This is a genomic window from Arthrobacter sp. 05L428 (assembly GCF_056397665.1).
Window position 1 is genome coordinate 1,124,492 of sequence record NZ_JBFTNW010000001.1, and the last position, 15,718, is coordinate 1,140,209.

Below are 15,718 nucleotides of genomic sequence, written 5' to 3' on the forward strand. Positions count from 1 at the left end.
GCCGGCTGGGTCCGAACTGCCGCGCCCCTACCGTTCGTCGCTGGCGTAGCTGAGCCCGATCTGGCTTCGGACAGTGTCCAGCGCGGCCATGACCTGGACCGTCTCGCTGGGTGACAGCACGTCGTTGGACACCGCGCCGTCGGCAATGAGCCGCTCGACTTCCCACGCCTGGTACTGCATGCCGCGGCCGGTGACCGGCTGGTCAAAGCGCTCAACGACGTTGCCGCCGTCGTCGTACCGGGTGAAACCGGTGGGCGTGTACCAGACCGGGTCCATCTCGATGCTGCCTTCGGTGCCGATCACCGCGGCCCGGTTGGGCCCAGCGGTGTCCAGTGCGCAGTGCAGCACAGCCTGCTGTCCGTCCGCGTATTCGAAGATCATCGCGGTCTGGCGGTCGACGCCGGTGGCCGTCATGCTGGCGGCTGCCTGGATCCGGGCTGGCTCGCCGAACACGTCGAAGGCGAAGGAGACCGGGTAGATCCCCAGGTCAAGGAGGGCTCCGCCGCCCAGGGCGGGGTCGTTGAGCCGGTGCGCCGGATCCTTGGGCAGGTTCTGGTTGTGGTCCGCAATGACGGTCCGGACCTCCCCCAGGGCACCCGAGCGGATCAGTTCCCGCACCCGGACCATGTGCGGGAGGTAGCGCGTCCACATCGCCTCGAGGGCCACCAGCCCCTTCGATGCGGCGAGGTCCACGATTTCCTGCGCCTGCCACTCGTTCATGGCGAACGGCTTCTCCACCAGCACATGCTTGCCGGCGTTGAGGGCCAGCAGTGCGTTCTCGTAATGGAACGGGTGCGGCGAGGAGATATAGACGACGTCCACCTCGGGGTCGTTCACCAGCGCTTCGTAGCTGCCATGGGCCGCGGGCAGCCGGAACCTGCCGGCGAACTCGCGGGCCGTCGCGAGGTTCCGGGAGCCCACCGCCTGGACGTTGAAGCCGTGTTCCACCAGGTCCGAAGTCTGCAGCCCGGCGATTAATCCGGTGCCGAGGATTCCCCAGCGGACGCCACCGGGGGAGTCGGAGCTTTTGGGGGCGCGCGTCGCAGCGGTGTCTGACATGGCTTCGGTTCTCCTTGGGCTGGCGGTCAGGTCGGCGTCGCTGCGTACGGATCGCAACGACGCCGTCTGAGCATGCTAGCCCAGCACCGGAGCCGGCCGGGGACGAGTCACTTGCAGGTGCAGCGCTGTTCGGTGGGCACCTCGGCCATGACGGAGTCGACATGCTCGCCGCAGCCGGCCCAGGTGATCTTTCCACAGCTATTGCAACGGACGGGACTGCACATTGTTTTCTCCTTAAGTGGGTGCTGCTGGTTGGGTGCTGCGTTGGTTTGGTATTGCTGGCGGTTAGGACGCGGGCGCGGCGGCCATCTTGGCCCGGATTTCTTCCATGTCCAGCCCCTTGACGGCGGTGATGAGTCCGTCGAGCCCGCTGGCGTTCATGGCGCCGGGCTGCGAGAAGACGAGGATACCCTCTCGGAAGGCCATCAGGGTGGGGATCGAGGTGATGCGTGCTGCCGCGGAGAGCCCCGGCTCAGCCTCCGTGTCCACCTTCGCGAAGACGACGTCGGGGTGGGCTTCGGAAGCTTTGCGGAATGTGGGGGCAAACATGCGGCACGGACCGCACCAGGCTGCCCAGAAGTCCACCAGGACGATGTCGTTGCCGGAAATGGTGTCGTTGAAGGTCTTTTCAGAAATGTCGATGGTTGCCATACTCCAAATATATACCCCCGGGGGTATCGGAGCAAGCGTGCGCCACGGGGGAGGTGGATGGCGCGGGGTCTTGATCAAATACCCCCAGGCGCCGAGGTGCAGAGGCTAACTCTCGACGAAATCCGTGCCCTCTTCCTGCGCCTGGCCTGACGCCCCGGGGCTTGCGCGGCGCCCCCGGCGACTCCGGGCGAACAGCGGCAGATTTTGAACCTCAATACCCCTGGGGGTATATTTGTGAGTGGCTGGATCGGCCACATGCCCCTGCCGAACGCCTCCCGAAAGGTGCACATCAATGGACATTACCGCCCAGCAACTCAACGAACAGCTCAAGAGCGGCAGCGACGCCCAGGTCGTGGACGTTCGCGAATCCGAGGAGATTGCTTCCGGCATGATTGCCGGCGCCCGCCACATCCCGCTGGCGCAGCTGCCGGCCCGCTTGGGGGAACTGGACAAGACCCGTCCCGTCGTCGCCGTCTGCCGCAGCGGCCGCCGCAGCGCCGCAGCCGCCGACCAGCTTGCCGCCGCCGGCTTCACCGCCTACACGATGACCGGCGGGATGCTCGACTGGTCCGACGCCGGGCTGCCCGCCGGCTGACACTCCCCATAGACTGCCCGGGCGGCGCCTCCCCCCATGCGCCGCCCGGGCCTCCACCTGTCCTGACTGCGCCCTAACGGGCTTCAGGCCGGTGGACGGCGGCCCGCATCCGCAGGGGTGCCGCCAGAACCACCCAAGCTAGACCGAAAGAGACTATGACTACCTCAAACAAGACCACTACGGCCGAGTCCGCACCCCAGTCCATTGACGCCGCCACGCTCAAGGCCTGGGAGGACAACCACGATGACCTGATGGTGATCGACGTACGCAGCGGTGCCGAGTTTGATTCGATGCACATCAAGGGCTCGTACCATGTCCCGCTCCCCATGCTGAGCGAACACACCGAGGAATTCGCCGCCAAGATGGGCACCCGCGTTGTCCTCGTATGCCAGTCCGGGAATCGGGCCGAGCAGGCCCGCAAGCACCTGGACGCAGTCGGCCTGGGCAGCGCGAGCGTGCTGGCCGGCGGCGTTCCTGCCTATGCTGCCGCCGGCGGCAACGTGGTGAAGGGCCGCAACACCTGGGCCTTGGAACGCCAGGTCCGCATGACGGCCGGCTCCCTGGTCCTGGCCAGCATCGTGGGCAGCAAGCTGCTCTCGCCGAAGCTCGGCCTGCTTGCCGGCGGCATCGGCGCCGGCCTGACCTTCTCCGCGGCGACGAACAGCTGCGCCATGGGCCAGATGCTCTCCAAGATGCCGTGGAACCGTTCCGCCAACGAGCCCACCGCCCACCAGGCGCTGCAGAACCTGGGCTCCAAGGCATGATCCTCACCGCGGCGGCGTTCGGGCTGGTCGTCGGCGGCCTGCTGGGCCTGGTTGGAGGCGGCGGGTCCATTCTCGCCGTCCCCGCCCTCGTCTACGGCGTGGGGCTTCCGCTGGCTGCGGCGATCCCGACGTCGCTGGTCGTTGTCGGCGCGTCCTCCGCCGTCGCGGTGCTGCCCCGCCTGTGGGGTGGTGTGAACTGGCGGCTGGCCCTCATTATCGGTGCGGCCGGCACGGCAACTGCCTACCTGGGCGCTTACGTGAACCGGTTGCTCGACCCGAAGGTGCTGCTGCTGGCTTTCGCCGCCATCATGGTGTTCGCCGGCATCCGGATGATGCTTCCGGCCAAGGCCTCCGGCGGCTCCTGCGCCCTGCCTAGCGGCGGCGTGAATTGGCGCAGCTGCCTGCCCAAGGCCATCGCGACGGGTGCCGTCGTGGGTTTCCTCACCGGGCTGCTCGGCGTCGGCGGCGGCTTCCTGATCGTCCCGGCCCTGACCCTGGTCCTGGGCCTGCCGATGGCGGTGACCGTCGGTACCTCGCTGGTCATTATTGTGATCAACTCGATTGCCGGCTTCGCGGCGCACCTCGGTGACCTGCAGATCGACTGGGCCGTGACGGCAGCGTTCGCGGGGGCAGCAATGGTTGCCTCCCTGATCGCGGGCCGGCTCGGAACCAGGATTCCGGACAGGGTGCTCAAACGCGGCTTCGGCGTCCTGGTCCTGCTGGTCGCGGCCTACGTGAGCGTGCAGGCACTGCTCTCCTAAGCCGGACAGCCCGAGGGAAAACAGCACGGCGATAAAGCGCCGGAGGACATGTCCTCCGGCGCTTTTTCGTTGCCCGGGTTCTGCTCAAGTCGGTTGGTGGAGGGTACCTTTGGTGCTTAGGGGGATGAATGGAAGAGATCTTGATCGCAGGCGGGAAAGGACGGCTCGGAATCTGCGGGCCTCATTTTCACCTGGTTTGGGCGCCGGGGACGCTTGTCGACGCCCGGGACGCGGCCGCTTCGATTGAAGCGATGCGGGCCCTTGGCGGCGGCCGGGAGTTGCCCTTACTCGTGGAAATATCCGGTGTAACGATGCGCTCGACGGCAAGACATACCTACGAACGTGCCAAGGCAGTGACCGCGGTGGCCCTGCTGGGTTCCAGCGTGGTGGACACCGTCGTTGCGGCGGCACTTGGTCGCCACAGCTTTTGCCCGCACGCGTATTTCACCTCACGCACGGAGGCGCTGGAGTGGCTGGAGGGCCTCCAGCTTCCGGAGCTCGCCGCGGGGGAGGGAACGGGCCTGCACAAGGCGTAGCCCCGGTGCCGGCTCCCGTCGCCGCCTGACGACAGGGATTGGAACTTGTCGCGGACACAGCTGTGGCGGCGACCCGGGTTACCCGGGCCGCCGCCACGCTGTCACTGTGTTGCCTTACTGGTTGTCCCGCTTAGCTGGCCGGAACGGTTTCCGGTGCCTGCCGGCGGGCGGCCTGTTCCATTGCGTTCCACGCGGAGTAGCTGCCGTCGAGTTCGACGACGTCGTAGCCGGCGCGGCGCAGCGCGCTGGCCGCGACGGAGTTCCGGACGCCGCTCTGGCAGTAGGACACGATGGTGCCTTCGGTGGGGAGTTCATCCAGGTGCCACATCACGCGGCCGCCGCTGAGCTGGTAGGAGCCGGGGATGTGGCCGGCTGCATGTTCGGTGCGGTTGCGGACGTCCAGGACCATGGCGGCGTCAAAGCCGTCGAGTTCCTCGGGCTGGATCAGCTTCGGGACGCTGACCGGCAGGCCCTCGAGGCTGGTGACGTAGCCGGCGACTTTGTCGATGCCGACCCGGACGAGGTGGTCCCACATTTCCTGCGCGTCCGCCTGGCTGGAAGCGAGGAGGACCAGCGGGTTGGTGTCGGTTTCCGGGTTTACGACCCAGGCGCCGAAGCTGGCGGTGGACTTACCGGCCGGGACGTTGACGGAGCCGGTGACGGTGCCTTCGTGGACCTCGTTGTTCGGGCGGGTGTCAACGAAAATGACCTTGTCCGCGGCGAGGTCGCGGGCGACATCGGCGGTGCCCAGCTCGGGGAGCGGGGCGCGTTCGCCCATGACGGCGGGGCCTTCACGGTTTTCGCGTTTCATCCGGGCGAAGTAGGCGTGCGCGTCCGGCTGGCCGTCGAGGAGTTCATCAATGAAGCCCTGCTCGTCGTTTGCGGCCAGGTAGGGGCCCCACCAGGCGTAGAGCCGTTCGTAGCCGACGGTCGAGGACGGGATCGCGCCCAGGGCCTTGCCGCAGGCGCTGCCGGCGCCGTGGCCCGGGTGGACCTGGACGTGGTCCGGCAGGGTCAGGAACTTGTCCCGCAGGCTGGCGAACAGCTGCTTGGCGCCTGCGAAGCGGGTGTCGACGCCGCCGGCGGCCTCATCCAGCAGGTCCGGCCGGCCCAGGTCGCCGGAGAACACGAAGTCACCCGAGAGCAGGTAGCCCGGCTTGTCTGCGAATGCGCCGTCGGTGATCAAAAAGGACAGGTGCTCCGGGGTGTGCCCGGGGGTGTGGAGGGCCTTGACCGTGATGTTGCCCAGCACGATCTCATCGTTGTCGTTGAGCCGCTCGGCCTCAAAACCGTACTGCCAGTCCGCGCCGCCCTCGCCCGAGACATAGGCGGTGGCGCCGGTCGCGGCGGCCAGTTCCCGGGTGCCGGAGAGGAAGTCCGCGTGGATGTGCGTCTCGGTAACGGCCACGATCTTCATGCCGTTCGCGGCAGCGAGGTCCCGGTACACGGCGATATCACGCCGGGGATCAACCACAAGGGCCTCGCCCTTGGCCTGGCAGCCGATGAAATAGCTCGCCTGGGCAAGGTCTTCGTCGTAGATGCGCTCGATAAGCATTCGGGAGAACTCCTTCTTGAGGTGGACGGGGAAGGGATTCCTTCCTCCTCTACATTCAACAGTAATACCCCCGGGGGTATCGCGCAAGCGGCGCCGGACCGGTCCTGCGGTGCCGCCGACGTCGCCCGGAGGCTTCAGTTGCCGATCCTGGCCAGCACCTTGTTGATGGTCGCCGCGAGCCCGCGCGCGGCCTGAAGGACGCCGGCGTCGGACAGGGCTTTCGTTTCCGTTTCCACGCACAGCCTGCCCTTCCGGGCACCCACCTGGATGTGCCGGACTCCGGTCCCGTCGGGAAGCACATAAACCACGGCGTAGCCCGCTTCGCCGCCGGTGTTGACGATCGGGTGTCTGATGGCGGTCCAGGTGCGCGAGCCGCCGCCCGGCAGGCGCTCCCGGATCGAACTGCAGCGGCTGAGGTCGGCTGCCCGGCTGTCAAAAGGGGACGGCCCGGCCGGCGGGGGCGGCAAGCTGACGAGCCGCAGGCTGATCTGGTCCAGCACCTGCGGCCCACCGGCGATCTCAGCCACCACGGTGGCCGCCCCGGAGAACGAGGCAAGATAGGCGGCGTCGTCGTAAATGCATCCGGAAACGGCCGGCGCCGTGGCAGGGCCGCTCCGGGTGTAGCGTCCCTCCAGCACCTGGGCCGGCCTTCCAGTGGGGCCGGTAACGCCCTGCAGCAGCCTGGCCAGTTGCTGCGGCGTCCGTTGTTCGGGGGGCTGTGGGGTAGCGGGCGGACCAGACGGCGGTGCGGCTGACGGTGCCGTGCCGGAGTCGGTCTGCCCGACCAGTTTTTGGGCCAGCCGGACCAGCGGCTCGAGGGCGGTCCTGAGTTCCGCGTCGGACCTGGCGGTGGGTGCCTGCCGGCTCAGCCCGATCGTCAGGGTTCCCTTGAGTACCTGCAGTGCAACGGTGGCGCCGCCCGGGGGAGTGCCGGCGGTTGCCGGTGTACTCAAAACCGTGGCGTAGGCCTTCTCGCCCACGGCCGGCGTCCTAAGCAGCCTGACCGTGGACGTTGGATCATTCCCCACCGTCTGCCGGAACGTTGAACACCTTTGGGCCAGGTCGTCGGTGTAGGCGAAATCCGCAGCGAGCACGTCGCTGCGCGGTGCGCTTCGGGCAAAGACAAACGCCAGGGCCTCGCGTGACCACACGCCGGTCAGCGTCAGGACGCCCGCGGCGAAGTGCATTGCCAGGTCCGCTCCGCTGGTCGGCGAACTGTGCGGCCGGAACACGCTGCACTCGCCGGGCTCGACGGCCGGCTTATCGGCGGGCTCCGGTCGTCCCTGCAGGCGGGTGCGCAGGTCCGAGCTTCTGGAGACCCGCCCGGTGCCTTCCTGGCCGCTGTTGATCGCCCTGTCCACGAGGACCATGAGTTCCTCATCGGAAAGCACCTTCTCCGCCGTCGCCGACGGGAGGGTCCCGGTTGCGGGAGACGATCCGCTGCCCGCGGGCGGTGAGGGTGAGCCCGGCGTGCAGCCGGTCACCGCCAGAACAGCGGCAGCGCAGGCCAGGAGCCAGCGCTGGGTCCGCGAGCGGGGACCGCTGGTGTTCCGTGTTGTTGCAGCACCTGGACACACGACTGGACTCCCTGCCGTCGAAAGATGTGCTGAGCCCATGATCCGGCGCAGGGCCCGGGGGCACCAGAGGATTTATGCCCCCGGGCCGCGCCGGAGGTTACTCAATGCCGGGGACCAAGTCCGGCGGATGACCGGAAGCAAGTAGGCGACCAAGTGTCCCTAACAACCAACCAAGTAGGACCGGCCGGAAAGCAAGAAGCCCCTTCCAGAAGACGGGTAGGCGCCACTCGCGCGCTGCTCTTTCGGCGCTTCTAGGCTCCGGAGTACTGGGTGGAGTTAGTCAATTGAATGTTCAGAAACGGGTCTCAGCCATGCGTGAACAAGCGGCACTTCGTGCTTTGTCCGGACATTTTCCTGGTCGCTGTGGGGGCGCGGCCGGGGCATCCCATTTCAAGCGGAAGCGGGCTGCCGGATGGTCCCAGGCTCCCTCCCGGCGACGGTCGCGGACCCGACGCGCGTGGGCGATCTTCGTGGCGTCATCGCTCGCCCTGGCCGGGCTATCCGTCAGCGGTCCGGCCTCTGCCGACGTCGGCACGATCGCGCACGATTTGCTACGGACAGGGTGGGACAGCAACGAGACTGCGCTTTCGCCGACGTCGGTCGCGTCATCAAATTTCGGCAAGCTTTTTTCCACCGCCGTGGACGGCCAGGTGTACGCCCAGCCGCTCGTGGTGGGCGGCACCGTCATAGCCGCGACGGAGAACAACAACGTCTACGGCCTGGACGGCGGCACCGGAGCGGTGAAGTGGCAGCGCAACCTCGGTCCGGCCTGGCCGGCAGCGACCGTAAGCTGCGGTGACCTCACCCCCAACATCGGAGTCACGTCCACTCCGGTCTTCGACGCCGCGACCAACAGCGTCTTCCTGATGGCGAAGACGAACGACGGAGCGACGCCGCAGCTCCCGCACTGGTACATGCATTCGCTGGACAGGGTCACGGGGGCCGAGAGGCCAGGGTTCCCGGTGCTCATCAACGGCGCGCCCACTAACGACCCGACACGGCCGTTCAACGCGATGACTGCGATGCAGCGGCCCGGGCTTCTCCTGCTGGATGGCGTGGTCTACGCCGGTTTCGCCAGCCACTGCGACTGGGCACCGTTTGTCGGCTACGTCGTCGGGGTGTCCACCGCAGGCCGGCAGACCACGATGTGGGCCACCGAGTCCGGCAACAGCAGTGCGGAGGGCGGAATCTGGCAATCCGGCGGCGGCCTGGTCTCCGACGGCACCGGCCAGATCCTGTTTTCCACCGGGAACGGGATTTCCCCTAAGCCGGGACCGGGCAAGACCCCTCCGGCGACCCTCGCAGAGTCAGTCGTTCGGGTCAGCGTCGGAGCCGACGGAAACCTCAAGGCCACGGACTTCTTCAGCCCGGCCAACAACGCCAAGTTGGATCAGAACGATGCCGACCTGGGTTCCGGTGCCCCGATCGCCATCCCCACCGGCTACGGCACCACGGCCCACCCTCGCCTGATGGTCCAGGTCGGCAAGGACGGCCGGGTCTACCTGCTGGACCGGGACAACCTGGGCGGTATGGGGCAGGGGAGCGGCGGAACGGACGCCGTCCTCGACGGCGCCGGGCCGTACAGTGGCGTCTGGGGCAGGCCCGCGTTCCTCGGGACCACAAACGGCGGGTACATCTACACCGTGGAGAACAAGGGCTACCTGCGTGCGCACAAGCTGTTGGCCAGCAGCACCGGCGGCATCCAGCTGGCCTCCGTCGGTACGTCCATTGGTACCTTCGGGTACACCTCCGGGGCGCCCACGGTGACCTCCAACGGTACAAACGCCTCCACCGCCCTGGTCTGGGCCGTGTACGTAACGGGACCCACCGGTACCGGCGCGGAACTCCGTGCCTACCGCGCAATGCCGGACAGCACCGGTAAGCTTCAGCAGGTTTTCGCGGCCCCGCTGGGCACCGCCGCCAAGTTTTCCACGGTTGCCACTGACAACGGGCGCGTCTACGTGGGAACCCGGGACGGGCACGTGATCGGCTTCGGTGCCCCGACGACCTCAGCGGTTGGGGCGACAAACACGGACCTGGGAACCGCCGCGGTAGGCACCACCGTGAAAGGGAACCTGATCATCACCGCCAGCAGGGCTGTTACGGTCAGTTCCGTCGCAGCACCTGCGCCGTTCGGGATCGAGGCCCTCACACTGCCCCGGACGCTTGCCAAAGGCGGAACCATGACGGTCCCGGTCACCTTCTCGCCGACCGTAGCCGGACAGGTCGACGGGACGTTGACCGTCAAAACCTCCGACGGCGAGACGGACCTTCTGGGGGTTCACGGCGTCGGCACCAAGGACGGACTGGGGGCAACGCCGCCCACCCTGGTATTCACCGACGTGCCGACCCAGACCAGCAGTCGCCAGACCGTAAACGTGGTCAACACCGGCACGAGCGTCGCCACGATCACCGGCGTCACCTTGCCGGGCAACGCCCAGCTTGCGGTCGACCCGGCCACGCTGCCGGCCGTGGGACAGAAGATTCAACCCCTTACTTCCGTTCCGGTGTCCGTCACCTTCAGTCCGACGACGGCAACCCCGGTGGCTGATCAGCTCCTCATCACGAGCGACCGAGGATCGCTCACGGTACCGGTGACGGCGACCGCCGTGTCGGGCGTAGCGCATCTGCAGTTGCCGGCATCCCTGGACTTTGGTGATGTGCCTGCCGGCGCTGCGGCCACCCGGGATTTCACCATTACTAACACTGGCAACATCCCCCTGACGATCACCAAGGCCAAGGCGCCGGAGGGTGTATTCTCCACCACCGTTCCAATCTCGGAAGGCCTGGTGATCCCGCCTGGAGAGTCCGCACATCAGAGCGTGACGTTCAAGCCGACGGTGGTCGGTCAGGCCGGAACCGCCGACACCTACTACCTGCTGACCGCGGACGACGGCCAAGGAGCACAGAAAGTTATGCTCACCGGAATGGGCGTCGACGATCCCATTGGCCTGAAGGCGTACCAGACCAATGCCGGTGACCCGCGGTCTGTCCTCGGCAGGTCGCTGACATTGGAGTACCCGGTGGGGGCAGGGAAATGCCAGGACTACACCAAGGGTGTGATCTGCTGGTCCCCGTCCACCGGGGCCCATTGGGTCGCAGGCGCGATCTACGCCCGCTACAAGGCCGCGGGCGGCGCTGCCGGCGTCCTGGGGTTCCCCACCACCGACCAGCTGACAACCCCGGACACGATCGGGCGGTATGAACACTTCGCCGGCTCCGGCGGGGCATCCATTTACTGGACGCCAAGCACCGGGGCGCACCTCATCACGGGCGCGGTCCGTGCCAAGTGGTCGGCCCTGGGCAGGGAACGGGGACTGCTGGGCTATCCGACGTCGGACGAGGCGCGCACCCCTGATGGCGTGGGACGTTACAGCCACTTCACAGGTTCGGGGGGTTCATCGATCTACTGGACGCCAAGCACCGGGGCGCACTTCATCACGGGCGCGGTCCGTGCCAAGTGGTCGGCCCTGGGCAGGGAACGGGGGCTGCTGGGCTATCCGACGTCAGACGAGACGCGCACCCCCGATGGCGTGGGGCGTTACAGCCACTTCACAGGCTCGGGCGGTGCATCGATCTACTGGTCGGCGAAGACCGGGTCGCACTACGTCCTCGGTGCGATCCGTGCCAAGTGGACGGCCCTCGGCAGGGAAAGGGGACGTCTGGGATATCCGACCCGGGACGAGTACGCAGTGTCCGTGGGCCGGGCTTCGGACTTCCAGCACGGGCGGTTGACCTGGAATAGCTCAACCAGACTGGTGACCGGCTAGCGCGTGCGAGTCCCGGGCCCCAGCGGTCCGCGTAGGACACTGCGCTCGCCGACGGTTTCCCGCGGGAGGACGCAGCTGCTTAGGCCAAGCCGGCCCCCGCACGACAGAATGGATCCATGAGCGAGGCCGGTGACTTCATTGACGCGGCGCTGCTGCGTGAGAGCTCGTGGCAGCGGGCCGAGGAAGCGCAGGCGCAATACGGCCCGGGCCTGGGGAGCTACGGCTCCTCGGTTGGCGCCGTCCGCGGCACTGTCCGCGACGCGCTGCGCCGGTACCGGTCACTCGGCCGCGACGATGTCACCGCCCTCAGCTCGGAGTTGTGGGAGGTGCCCGTCTTCGAACGCCGCCTTGCCGCCGTCGTCCTGCTGCAGTCCAGCCTGGCCCTGCTGGACAATTCGGACCTGACCCGGATCGAGGGTTTCCTGCGGACTGCGCGCCTGCGCGAGCTGGCCGATCCGCTGGCGACCGATGTCGTCGGGCCGCTGATTGCGGGACTGGACGGCCAAAACCGTTCCCGCGCGGAAACCGTGCTGGGCCGCTGGCTGCAGGACCCGGACGATTGGCTGCGGCGGGCGGCCCTGATGGCGCCGCTCCGCGAGCTACGGGCCGGTGGAGGGGATTGGGACCGTTACCGGCGCCAGGCCGGGCTGGCGGAGTCGGGCACCCCGGACGACGCCGGTCTGGTGAGGGAGGCGATCGCTGCCGTCACCTCCGGGATGGCGAAGTAGCGCTACGTGCCGGGCCGGCGCTCCACGACGGCATACGCCTTTCCGTCGAGGAACTGCCAGTCGGTCACCACCATAAAACCGAGCGCGTCCACACGGTCATTCAGGACGTGGATATCGAAGCCGCCGTCGCGCGGTTCCGCGTCCCACGTGGCTACGTGGATTTCCTTTCCCTCGAGAACCAGCAGCTCTGTGTTGACGTCGAAATCCTCCTGCGGCTGATCGCTGAGCTGGCAAATTGCGACACAGTGGCTGTTCATAACGGGGCCTCCGCTCGGGGAATGCTGGGTGCCCTCATCCTATGGCTGGCAGGTAGCAGCGTCCTAGGCTTTCTTCCGCGCCAGGACACGGCTCCGTTATCTGAATGTGACATTCCCGCCCGGGCCCGTTACCGTAGATGGGTGCCTGTTTGTTTCCGATACGGGCGCTCCCGAGCCGATTGCCTAACTCTGCCGCGGCCTGGGATCCGAATGCAACCTTTCTGGCAGAGACGGGGAAACCACTTTTGACCTGCAGTTTTAGCAGGTCTTGGGGTGAAGCCGCACAGCGCCCGCATTGACGGGCCCGCGGCCGGGTGCCTCCCATCCGAATCCGACAGCTCACCTCGCAGGCATTGGGAGAGGCTACAAACATGACTTCAAGCATTACTTCTGCGCGCCATCGTTCCGACGCATCCGCCGGACGGGCCTCAGCATTCTCGGGCAAATCAGGCACCATCGGTCGTCAGGCCGCAGTAATCTTCGCAGCCTCCGGCCTCGTCCTCACGAGCGGAATGGCAGCCAATGCAGCCGTTGCCCCGGCCGAAAACAAAACCGCCCCGGCTTCGTCGGTTGACGTCGGCAGCAAGGTCTCCGCGCCGGTTACCGCTGATTCCGCAGTTCAGATCAGCTTCGCCCGCCCGGCAGTCGCTACCACGCCGGCGCCCGTGATCGAGCAGCCTAAGCCCGTCACCGCCCCTGCGGTTGCCGCCGCTCCGGCTGTCGCGCCTGCCCCTGCTCCGGTGCTCGCGCCGGCAGCGCCGCAGGTCAGCGTTCAGGCGAAGGCGGCCGTGGCACCTGCCTCGGCAGCCGGCGGAGCCAACGCCGCGATGCTTTCGGCCGCCTACAGCCAGATCGGCATCACCCAGGACTGCACCGCCATGGTTGAGAAGGCCCTCGGTGCGGCCGGTATCCACGTGGGCGACCTCGGTCCCCAGCAGTTCATGGGCTACGGCAAGGTTGTGGGTGCCCCGCAGCCCGGCGACATGATCGTCCAGTCCGGCCACGTCGCCATCTACGCCGGTGACGGCATGGCCATCAGCGGTGGCATGAACGGCAGCAACCAGACGATCAAGCACCCGCTGTCCTGGCTGACCGCCACGGGTGGCGTGACCTTCGTCCGCGCCAGCGCACAGCAAAAAGCGTAAGAACCTCTTTCCAGGGCCGGTGGTCGGCTGCTAAACGGCAGCTGGCCACCGGCTTTTGCGCACGTTTACGCCGGCCGGTGAGCTCAGACGGCGTACCGCAGCAGGACGACGCCGTTGCCAAACGCGCGGGTGCCGGCGAGCGTGAGCGCGGTCCTGTCGTCTGCTGACTTGAACAAGGGATTCCCCCGCCCGATCAGCACCGGGTGGACATAAATCCAGTACCCGTCAATGAGCCCGAGCCGGCGGAAGGTATCGGCGAGGTCAGCCCCGCCCAGTGCCAAGTCGCCGCCGGGCTGCGCCTTCAGTTCCAGCACGTCATCGGCGACGACGTCGCGCACCACCGTGGTGTTCCAGTCGGCCCGTTCCAGCGTCCTGGAGTAGACAATCTTCGGCATGTCCCGCCAAATTTTGGCGAACTCGACCATAGCCGGTGTACTGGACGGATCCTGGTCCGCCGTCGGCCAGAAGTCGGCCATCAGTTCGTAGGTCACGCGGCCGTCCAGGAAGGCGCCCATAGAGGCCAGTTGCTCGTTGAAGTGGCTGTGGAGCTCCTCGTCCACCATGTGCCAGTCAATCTCTCCGTTCGGCCCCTCGAAAAAACCGTCGAGGGAGACCTGGAGGGCCAGAATGATCTTTCGCATGGGCCAGAGCCTACGCCCGGACGAAACGATGCGGGAAGGCGGCGCTCGTCCCCGGTGAACGGCAACATCCTGCCGTTTTGGACTCCAAGCTCGTGCCGTAGGCTCGCGACAAACCAATTTCGGCAGTATGTTGCCGAATGGACAATATTCGGGCACTATTAGGAGAGCCCTGCTGGGGGATCGGCAAAATGATGCCGATATGGCGAAGCCGGGACATCAGACCGCGGCATGGTGTGCGCGCAGCGAAGGGGAGTGCCGGTGAGCGACGTGGCGGCGATTGCCGAGGGGATCCGCCGGACCCGCAAGGAGGCCGGGCTGACCCAGGAGGACCTGGCGCACCTGGCCGGCACCTCGGAGCGTACCGTCCGCGCCATCGAGACCGGGAGCGGCAACCCGTCGCTGCAGGCTGTGGTGGCGGTGGCGAACGTGCTCGGCCTGAAACTCGCGGTGGGCTGATGCCGGCCGAACTCCAGGACCTGAGGTTCGTCAGGGCGGCCGACGTCTACAAGAACGGCCGCCTGGCCGGCCACCTCGCACGGACCGGCGCCGGGGGAGTGCGGTTCTCCTACCGGCCCGACTACCTCGCAGGCGGCCACCCCGCCGTGGCCATCTCCCTGCCCCCGTCCGAGGTGGCAGTGGAAGCCCCCGCCGGGGCGCTGCCCGCCTTCTTTGCCGGACTCCTCCCCGAGGGCCACCGGCTCACCGTGCTGAAGAACGCCACCAAAACGAGTTTCGACGACGAGTTGACCCTGCTGCTCGCCGTCGGGGCGGACGTTCCCGGCGACGTGCAGGTGGTTCCGGCCGGAGAGCCCCCGGCGGAACCGGCGGCCTTGGCCGATACCTCACGGCCCGAGGAACTGGATTTCTCCTTCCTCGCCAACACCGTGGACCTGCACGGCATCCCGGGGGTACAGCGCAAGACCAGCGCCTCCATGCTGACCACTCCGCTGGCCCTGCGGGGACACCGCTACCTGCTGAAACTCGATCCGCCGGAACACCCGCACCTGGTGGAAAACGAGGCCGCCCACCTGAAAGGTGCGAAGGCGCTGAAGATCGCCGTCGCAAAAAGCTCCGTCATTGCCGACCGGAACGGCCTGCCCGGACTCCTCGTCGAAAGGTTCGACCGGGTCAAGACGGCCGACGGCGCATGGCACCGGCTGCCGCTCGAAGACGGCACCCAGGTGCTGGGCCTCCCGCCGGCGTCCAAGTACGGGGTGGCGTCGGAGGATGTTGCGGCCGCGCTGGCCCGGATGTGCAAGGCGCCGGTGGTTGCCAGCCGCAACCTGTACCTCCAGTTCCTCTTCGCGTGGCTGACCGGAAACGGCGACCTTCACGCCAAGAACCTGGCCATCCTGGGCGGTTCCGCCGGTTTCGCGATGGCCCCCGTCTACGACGTTCCCTGCACCCTGCTGTACGGGGACGAGACGCTGGCCCTCCCCGTCGCCGGCAAGACCCGGAATCTCAAGGCCAGGCACTGGGCCGAATTCGCGGACACACTCGGGTTGCCGCGCCGGGCCGCGGAGAGCGCAAACCGCACTGCGCTTGCGGCGGCGGACGCCATCCGCCTCGAAGACTTGCCGTTCTCGGGTTCCCCGCTGCGCGGAGCGCAGCGGGAATTGCGGTTCAGGCGCCAGGAGATCAACGCCTGAACCAGGGCATGGAAGGTCTAGGCCCGGCCG

General features: G+C 67.3%; 15 protein-coding genes and 1 riboswitch. Of the genes, 9 read left to right on the forward strand and 6 right to left on the reverse strand.

Translation table 11 applies throughout. The features are described 5' to 3' along the window. Positions 1-27: 27 nt before the first annotated feature. Both AC1DH3_RS05230 and trxA read right to left on the reverse strand, forming a co-directional pair. Positions 28-1,059 (reverse strand): Gfo/Idh/MocA family protein, encoded by a 1,032-nt coding sequence (locus AC1DH3_RS05230; protein WP_476892427.1) that lies wholly within the window; start codon positions 1,057-1,059, stop codon positions 28-30. A gap of 285 nt (positions 1,060-1,344) precedes the next feature. Next, complete coding sequence (trxA, locus tag AC1DH3_RS05235; RefSeq protein ID WP_441417641.1) at positions 1,345-1,710, reverse strand: thioredoxin; 366 nt, start codon at positions 1,708-1,710, stop codon at positions 1,345-1,347. Between the two features lie 292 nt (positions 1,711-2,002). Here trxA and AC1DH3_RS05240 point away from each other — a divergent pair, with 292 nt between their 5' ends. From AC1DH3_RS05240 to AC1DH3_RS05255, 4 genes are all read left to right on the forward strand, one after another. After that, positions 2,003-2,305 (forward strand): rhodanese-like domain-containing protein, encoded by a 303-nt coding sequence (locus tag AC1DH3_RS05240; RefSeq protein WP_441417642.1) that lies wholly within the window; start codon positions 2,003-2,005, stop codon positions 2,303-2,305. Positions 2,306-2,460: 155 nt separating this feature from the next. After that, positions 2,461-3,069 (forward strand): rhodanese-like domain-containing protein, encoded by a 609-nt coding sequence (locus AC1DH3_RS05245; RefSeq protein WP_441417643.1) that lies wholly within the window; start codon positions 2,461-2,463, stop codon positions 3,067-3,069. Continuing rightward, complete coding sequence (locus tag AC1DH3_RS05250; RefSeq protein WP_441417644.1) at positions 3,066-3,830, forward strand: sulfite exporter TauE/SafE family protein; 765 nt, start codon at positions 3,066-3,068, stop codon at positions 3,828-3,830. Before AC1DH3_RS05245 ends, AC1DH3_RS05250 begins: the two co-directional genes overlap by 4 nt. 128 nt (positions 3,831-3,958) lie before the next feature. Beyond that, positions 3,959-4,366 carry a DUF7793 family protein gene (locus AC1DH3_RS05255; protein ID WP_441417645.1) on the forward strand — a complete coding sequence of 136 codons (408 nt, stop codon included), beginning with the start codon at positions 3,959-3,961 and terminating at the stop codon, positions 4,364-4,366. 130 nt (positions 4,367-4,496) lie between these two features. Here the strand turns inward: AC1DH3_RS05255 and AC1DH3_RS05260 are convergent, their stop codons facing one another. Together AC1DH3_RS05260 and AC1DH3_RS05265 are read right to left on the reverse strand one after the other, a co-directional pair. Next, positions 4,497-5,921 carry an MBL fold metallo-hydrolase gene (locus AC1DH3_RS05260; RefSeq protein ID WP_476908755.1) on the reverse strand — a complete coding sequence of 475 codons (1,425 nt, stop codon included), beginning with the start codon at positions 5,919-5,921 and terminating at the stop codon, positions 4,497-4,499. Positions 5,922-6,055: 134 nt separating this feature from the next. Then, positions 6,056-7,312, reverse strand: coding sequence for a hypothetical protein (locus AC1DH3_RS05265; protein WP_441417647.1), 1,257 nt, complete (start codon positions 7,310-7,312; stop codon positions 6,056-6,058). A gap of 656 nt (positions 7,313-7,968) precedes the next feature. On the opposite strand from AC1DH3_RS05265, the gene AC1DH3_RS05270 reads away from it, so the two are divergent. Both AC1DH3_RS05270 and AC1DH3_RS05275 read left to right on the forward strand, forming a co-directional pair. Beyond that, positions 7,969-11,268 (forward strand): Ig-like domain-containing protein, encoded by a 3,300-nt coding sequence (locus AC1DH3_RS05270; RefSeq protein ID WP_441417648.1) that lies wholly within the window; start codon positions 7,969-7,971, stop codon positions 11,266-11,268. A gap of 116 nt (positions 11,269-11,384) precedes the next feature. Beyond that, positions 11,385-11,996 carry a DNA alkylation repair protein gene (locus tag AC1DH3_RS05275; protein WP_441417649.1) on the forward strand — a complete coding sequence of 204 codons (612 nt, stop codon included), beginning with the start codon at positions 11,385-11,387 and terminating at the stop codon, positions 11,994-11,996. Positions 11,997-11,998: 2 nt separating this feature from the next. On the opposite strand, the gene AC1DH3_RS05280 is transcribed toward AC1DH3_RS05275, so the two are convergent. Continuing rightward, on the reverse strand, positions 11,999-12,253 hold the full coding sequence (locus AC1DH3_RS05280) for a hypothetical protein (protein ID WP_441417650.1): 255 nt from the start codon (positions 12,251-12,253) through the stop codon (positions 11,999-12,001). A 201-nt stretch (positions 12,254-12,454) separates the two neighbouring features. Further along, positions 12,455-12,620, forward strand: a riboswitch (cyclic di-AMP (ydaO/yuaA leader). A gap of 4 nt (positions 12,621-12,624) precedes the next feature. Between AC1DH3_RS05280 and AC1DH3_RS05285 the strand changes: the two genes are divergently transcribed. Further along, on the forward strand, positions 12,625-13,398 hold the full coding sequence (locus tag AC1DH3_RS05285) for a hypothetical protein (RefSeq protein ID WP_476908756.1): 774 nt from the start codon (positions 12,625-12,627) through the stop codon (positions 13,396-13,398). An 83-nt stretch (positions 13,399-13,481) separates the two neighbouring features. Here AC1DH3_RS05285 and AC1DH3_RS05290 read toward each other — a convergent pair whose 3' ends face one another. Beyond that, entirely contained in the window at positions 13,482-14,039 is a 558-nt protein-coding gene (locus AC1DH3_RS05290) for a dihydrofolate reductase family protein (RefSeq protein ID WP_441417652.1), read from the reverse strand. Between the two features lie 258 nt (positions 14,040-14,297). On the opposite strand from AC1DH3_RS05290, the gene AC1DH3_RS05295 reads away from it, so the two are divergent. Continuing rightward, positions 14,298-14,495 (forward strand): helix-turn-helix transcriptional regulator, encoded by a 198-nt coding sequence (locus AC1DH3_RS05295; RefSeq protein ID WP_349627135.1) that lies wholly within the window; start codon positions 14,298-14,300, stop codon positions 14,493-14,495. Continuing rightward, complete coding sequence (locus AC1DH3_RS05300; RefSeq protein ID WP_476908757.1) at positions 14,495-15,688, forward strand: type II toxin-antitoxin system HipA family toxin; 1,194 nt, start codon at positions 14,495-14,497, stop codon at positions 15,686-15,688. Before AC1DH3_RS05295 ends, AC1DH3_RS05300 begins: the two co-directional genes overlap by 1 nt. The last annotated feature ends 30 nt before the right edge of the window (positions 15,689-15,718 follow it).

Coding starts and splice junctions, on each gene's coding strand:
- AC1DH3_RS05230 (WP_476892427.1), bottom strand. CDS start 1,059: ATGTCAGACACCGCTGCGACGCGCGCCCCCAAAAGCTCCGACTCCCCC.
- trxA (WP_441417641.1), bottom strand. CDS start 1,710: ATGGCAACCATCGACATTTCTGAAAAGACCTTCAACGACACCATTTCC.
- AC1DH3_RS05240 (WP_441417642.1), top strand. CDS start 2,003: ATGGACATTACCGCCCAGCAACTCAACGAACAGCTCAAGAGCGGCAGC.
- AC1DH3_RS05245 (WP_441417643.1), top strand. CDS start 2,461: ATGACTACCTCAAACAAGACCACTACGGCCGAGTCCGCACCCCAGTCC.
- AC1DH3_RS05250 (WP_441417644.1), top strand. CDS start 3,066: ATGATCCTCACCGCGGCGGCGTTCGGGCTGGTCGTCGGCGGCCTGCTG.
- AC1DH3_RS05255 (WP_441417645.1), top strand. CDS start 3,959: ATGGAAGAGATCTTGATCGCAGGCGGGAAAGGACGGCTCGGAATCTGC.
- AC1DH3_RS05260 (WP_476908755.1), bottom strand. CDS start 5,921: ATGCTTATCGAGCGCATCTACGACGAAGACCTTGCCCAGGCGAGCTAT.
- AC1DH3_RS05275 (WP_441417649.1), top strand. CDS start 11,385: ATGAGCGAGGCCGGTGACTTCATTGACGCGGCGCTGCTGCGTGAGAGC.
- AC1DH3_RS05280 (WP_441417650.1), bottom strand. CDS start 12,253: ATGAACAGCCACTGTGTCGCAATTTGCCAGCTCAGCGATCAGCCGCAG.
- AC1DH3_RS05285 (WP_476908756.1), top strand. CDS start 12,625: ATGACTTCAAGCATTACTTCTGCGCGCCATCGTTCCGACGCATCCGCC.
- AC1DH3_RS05290 (WP_441417652.1), bottom strand. CDS start 14,039: ATGCGAAAGATCATTCTGGCCCTCCAGGTCTCCCTCGACGGTTTTTTC.
- AC1DH3_RS05300 (WP_476908757.1), top strand. CDS start 14,495: ATGCCGGCCGAACTCCAGGACCTGAGGTTCGTCAGGGCGGCCGACGTC.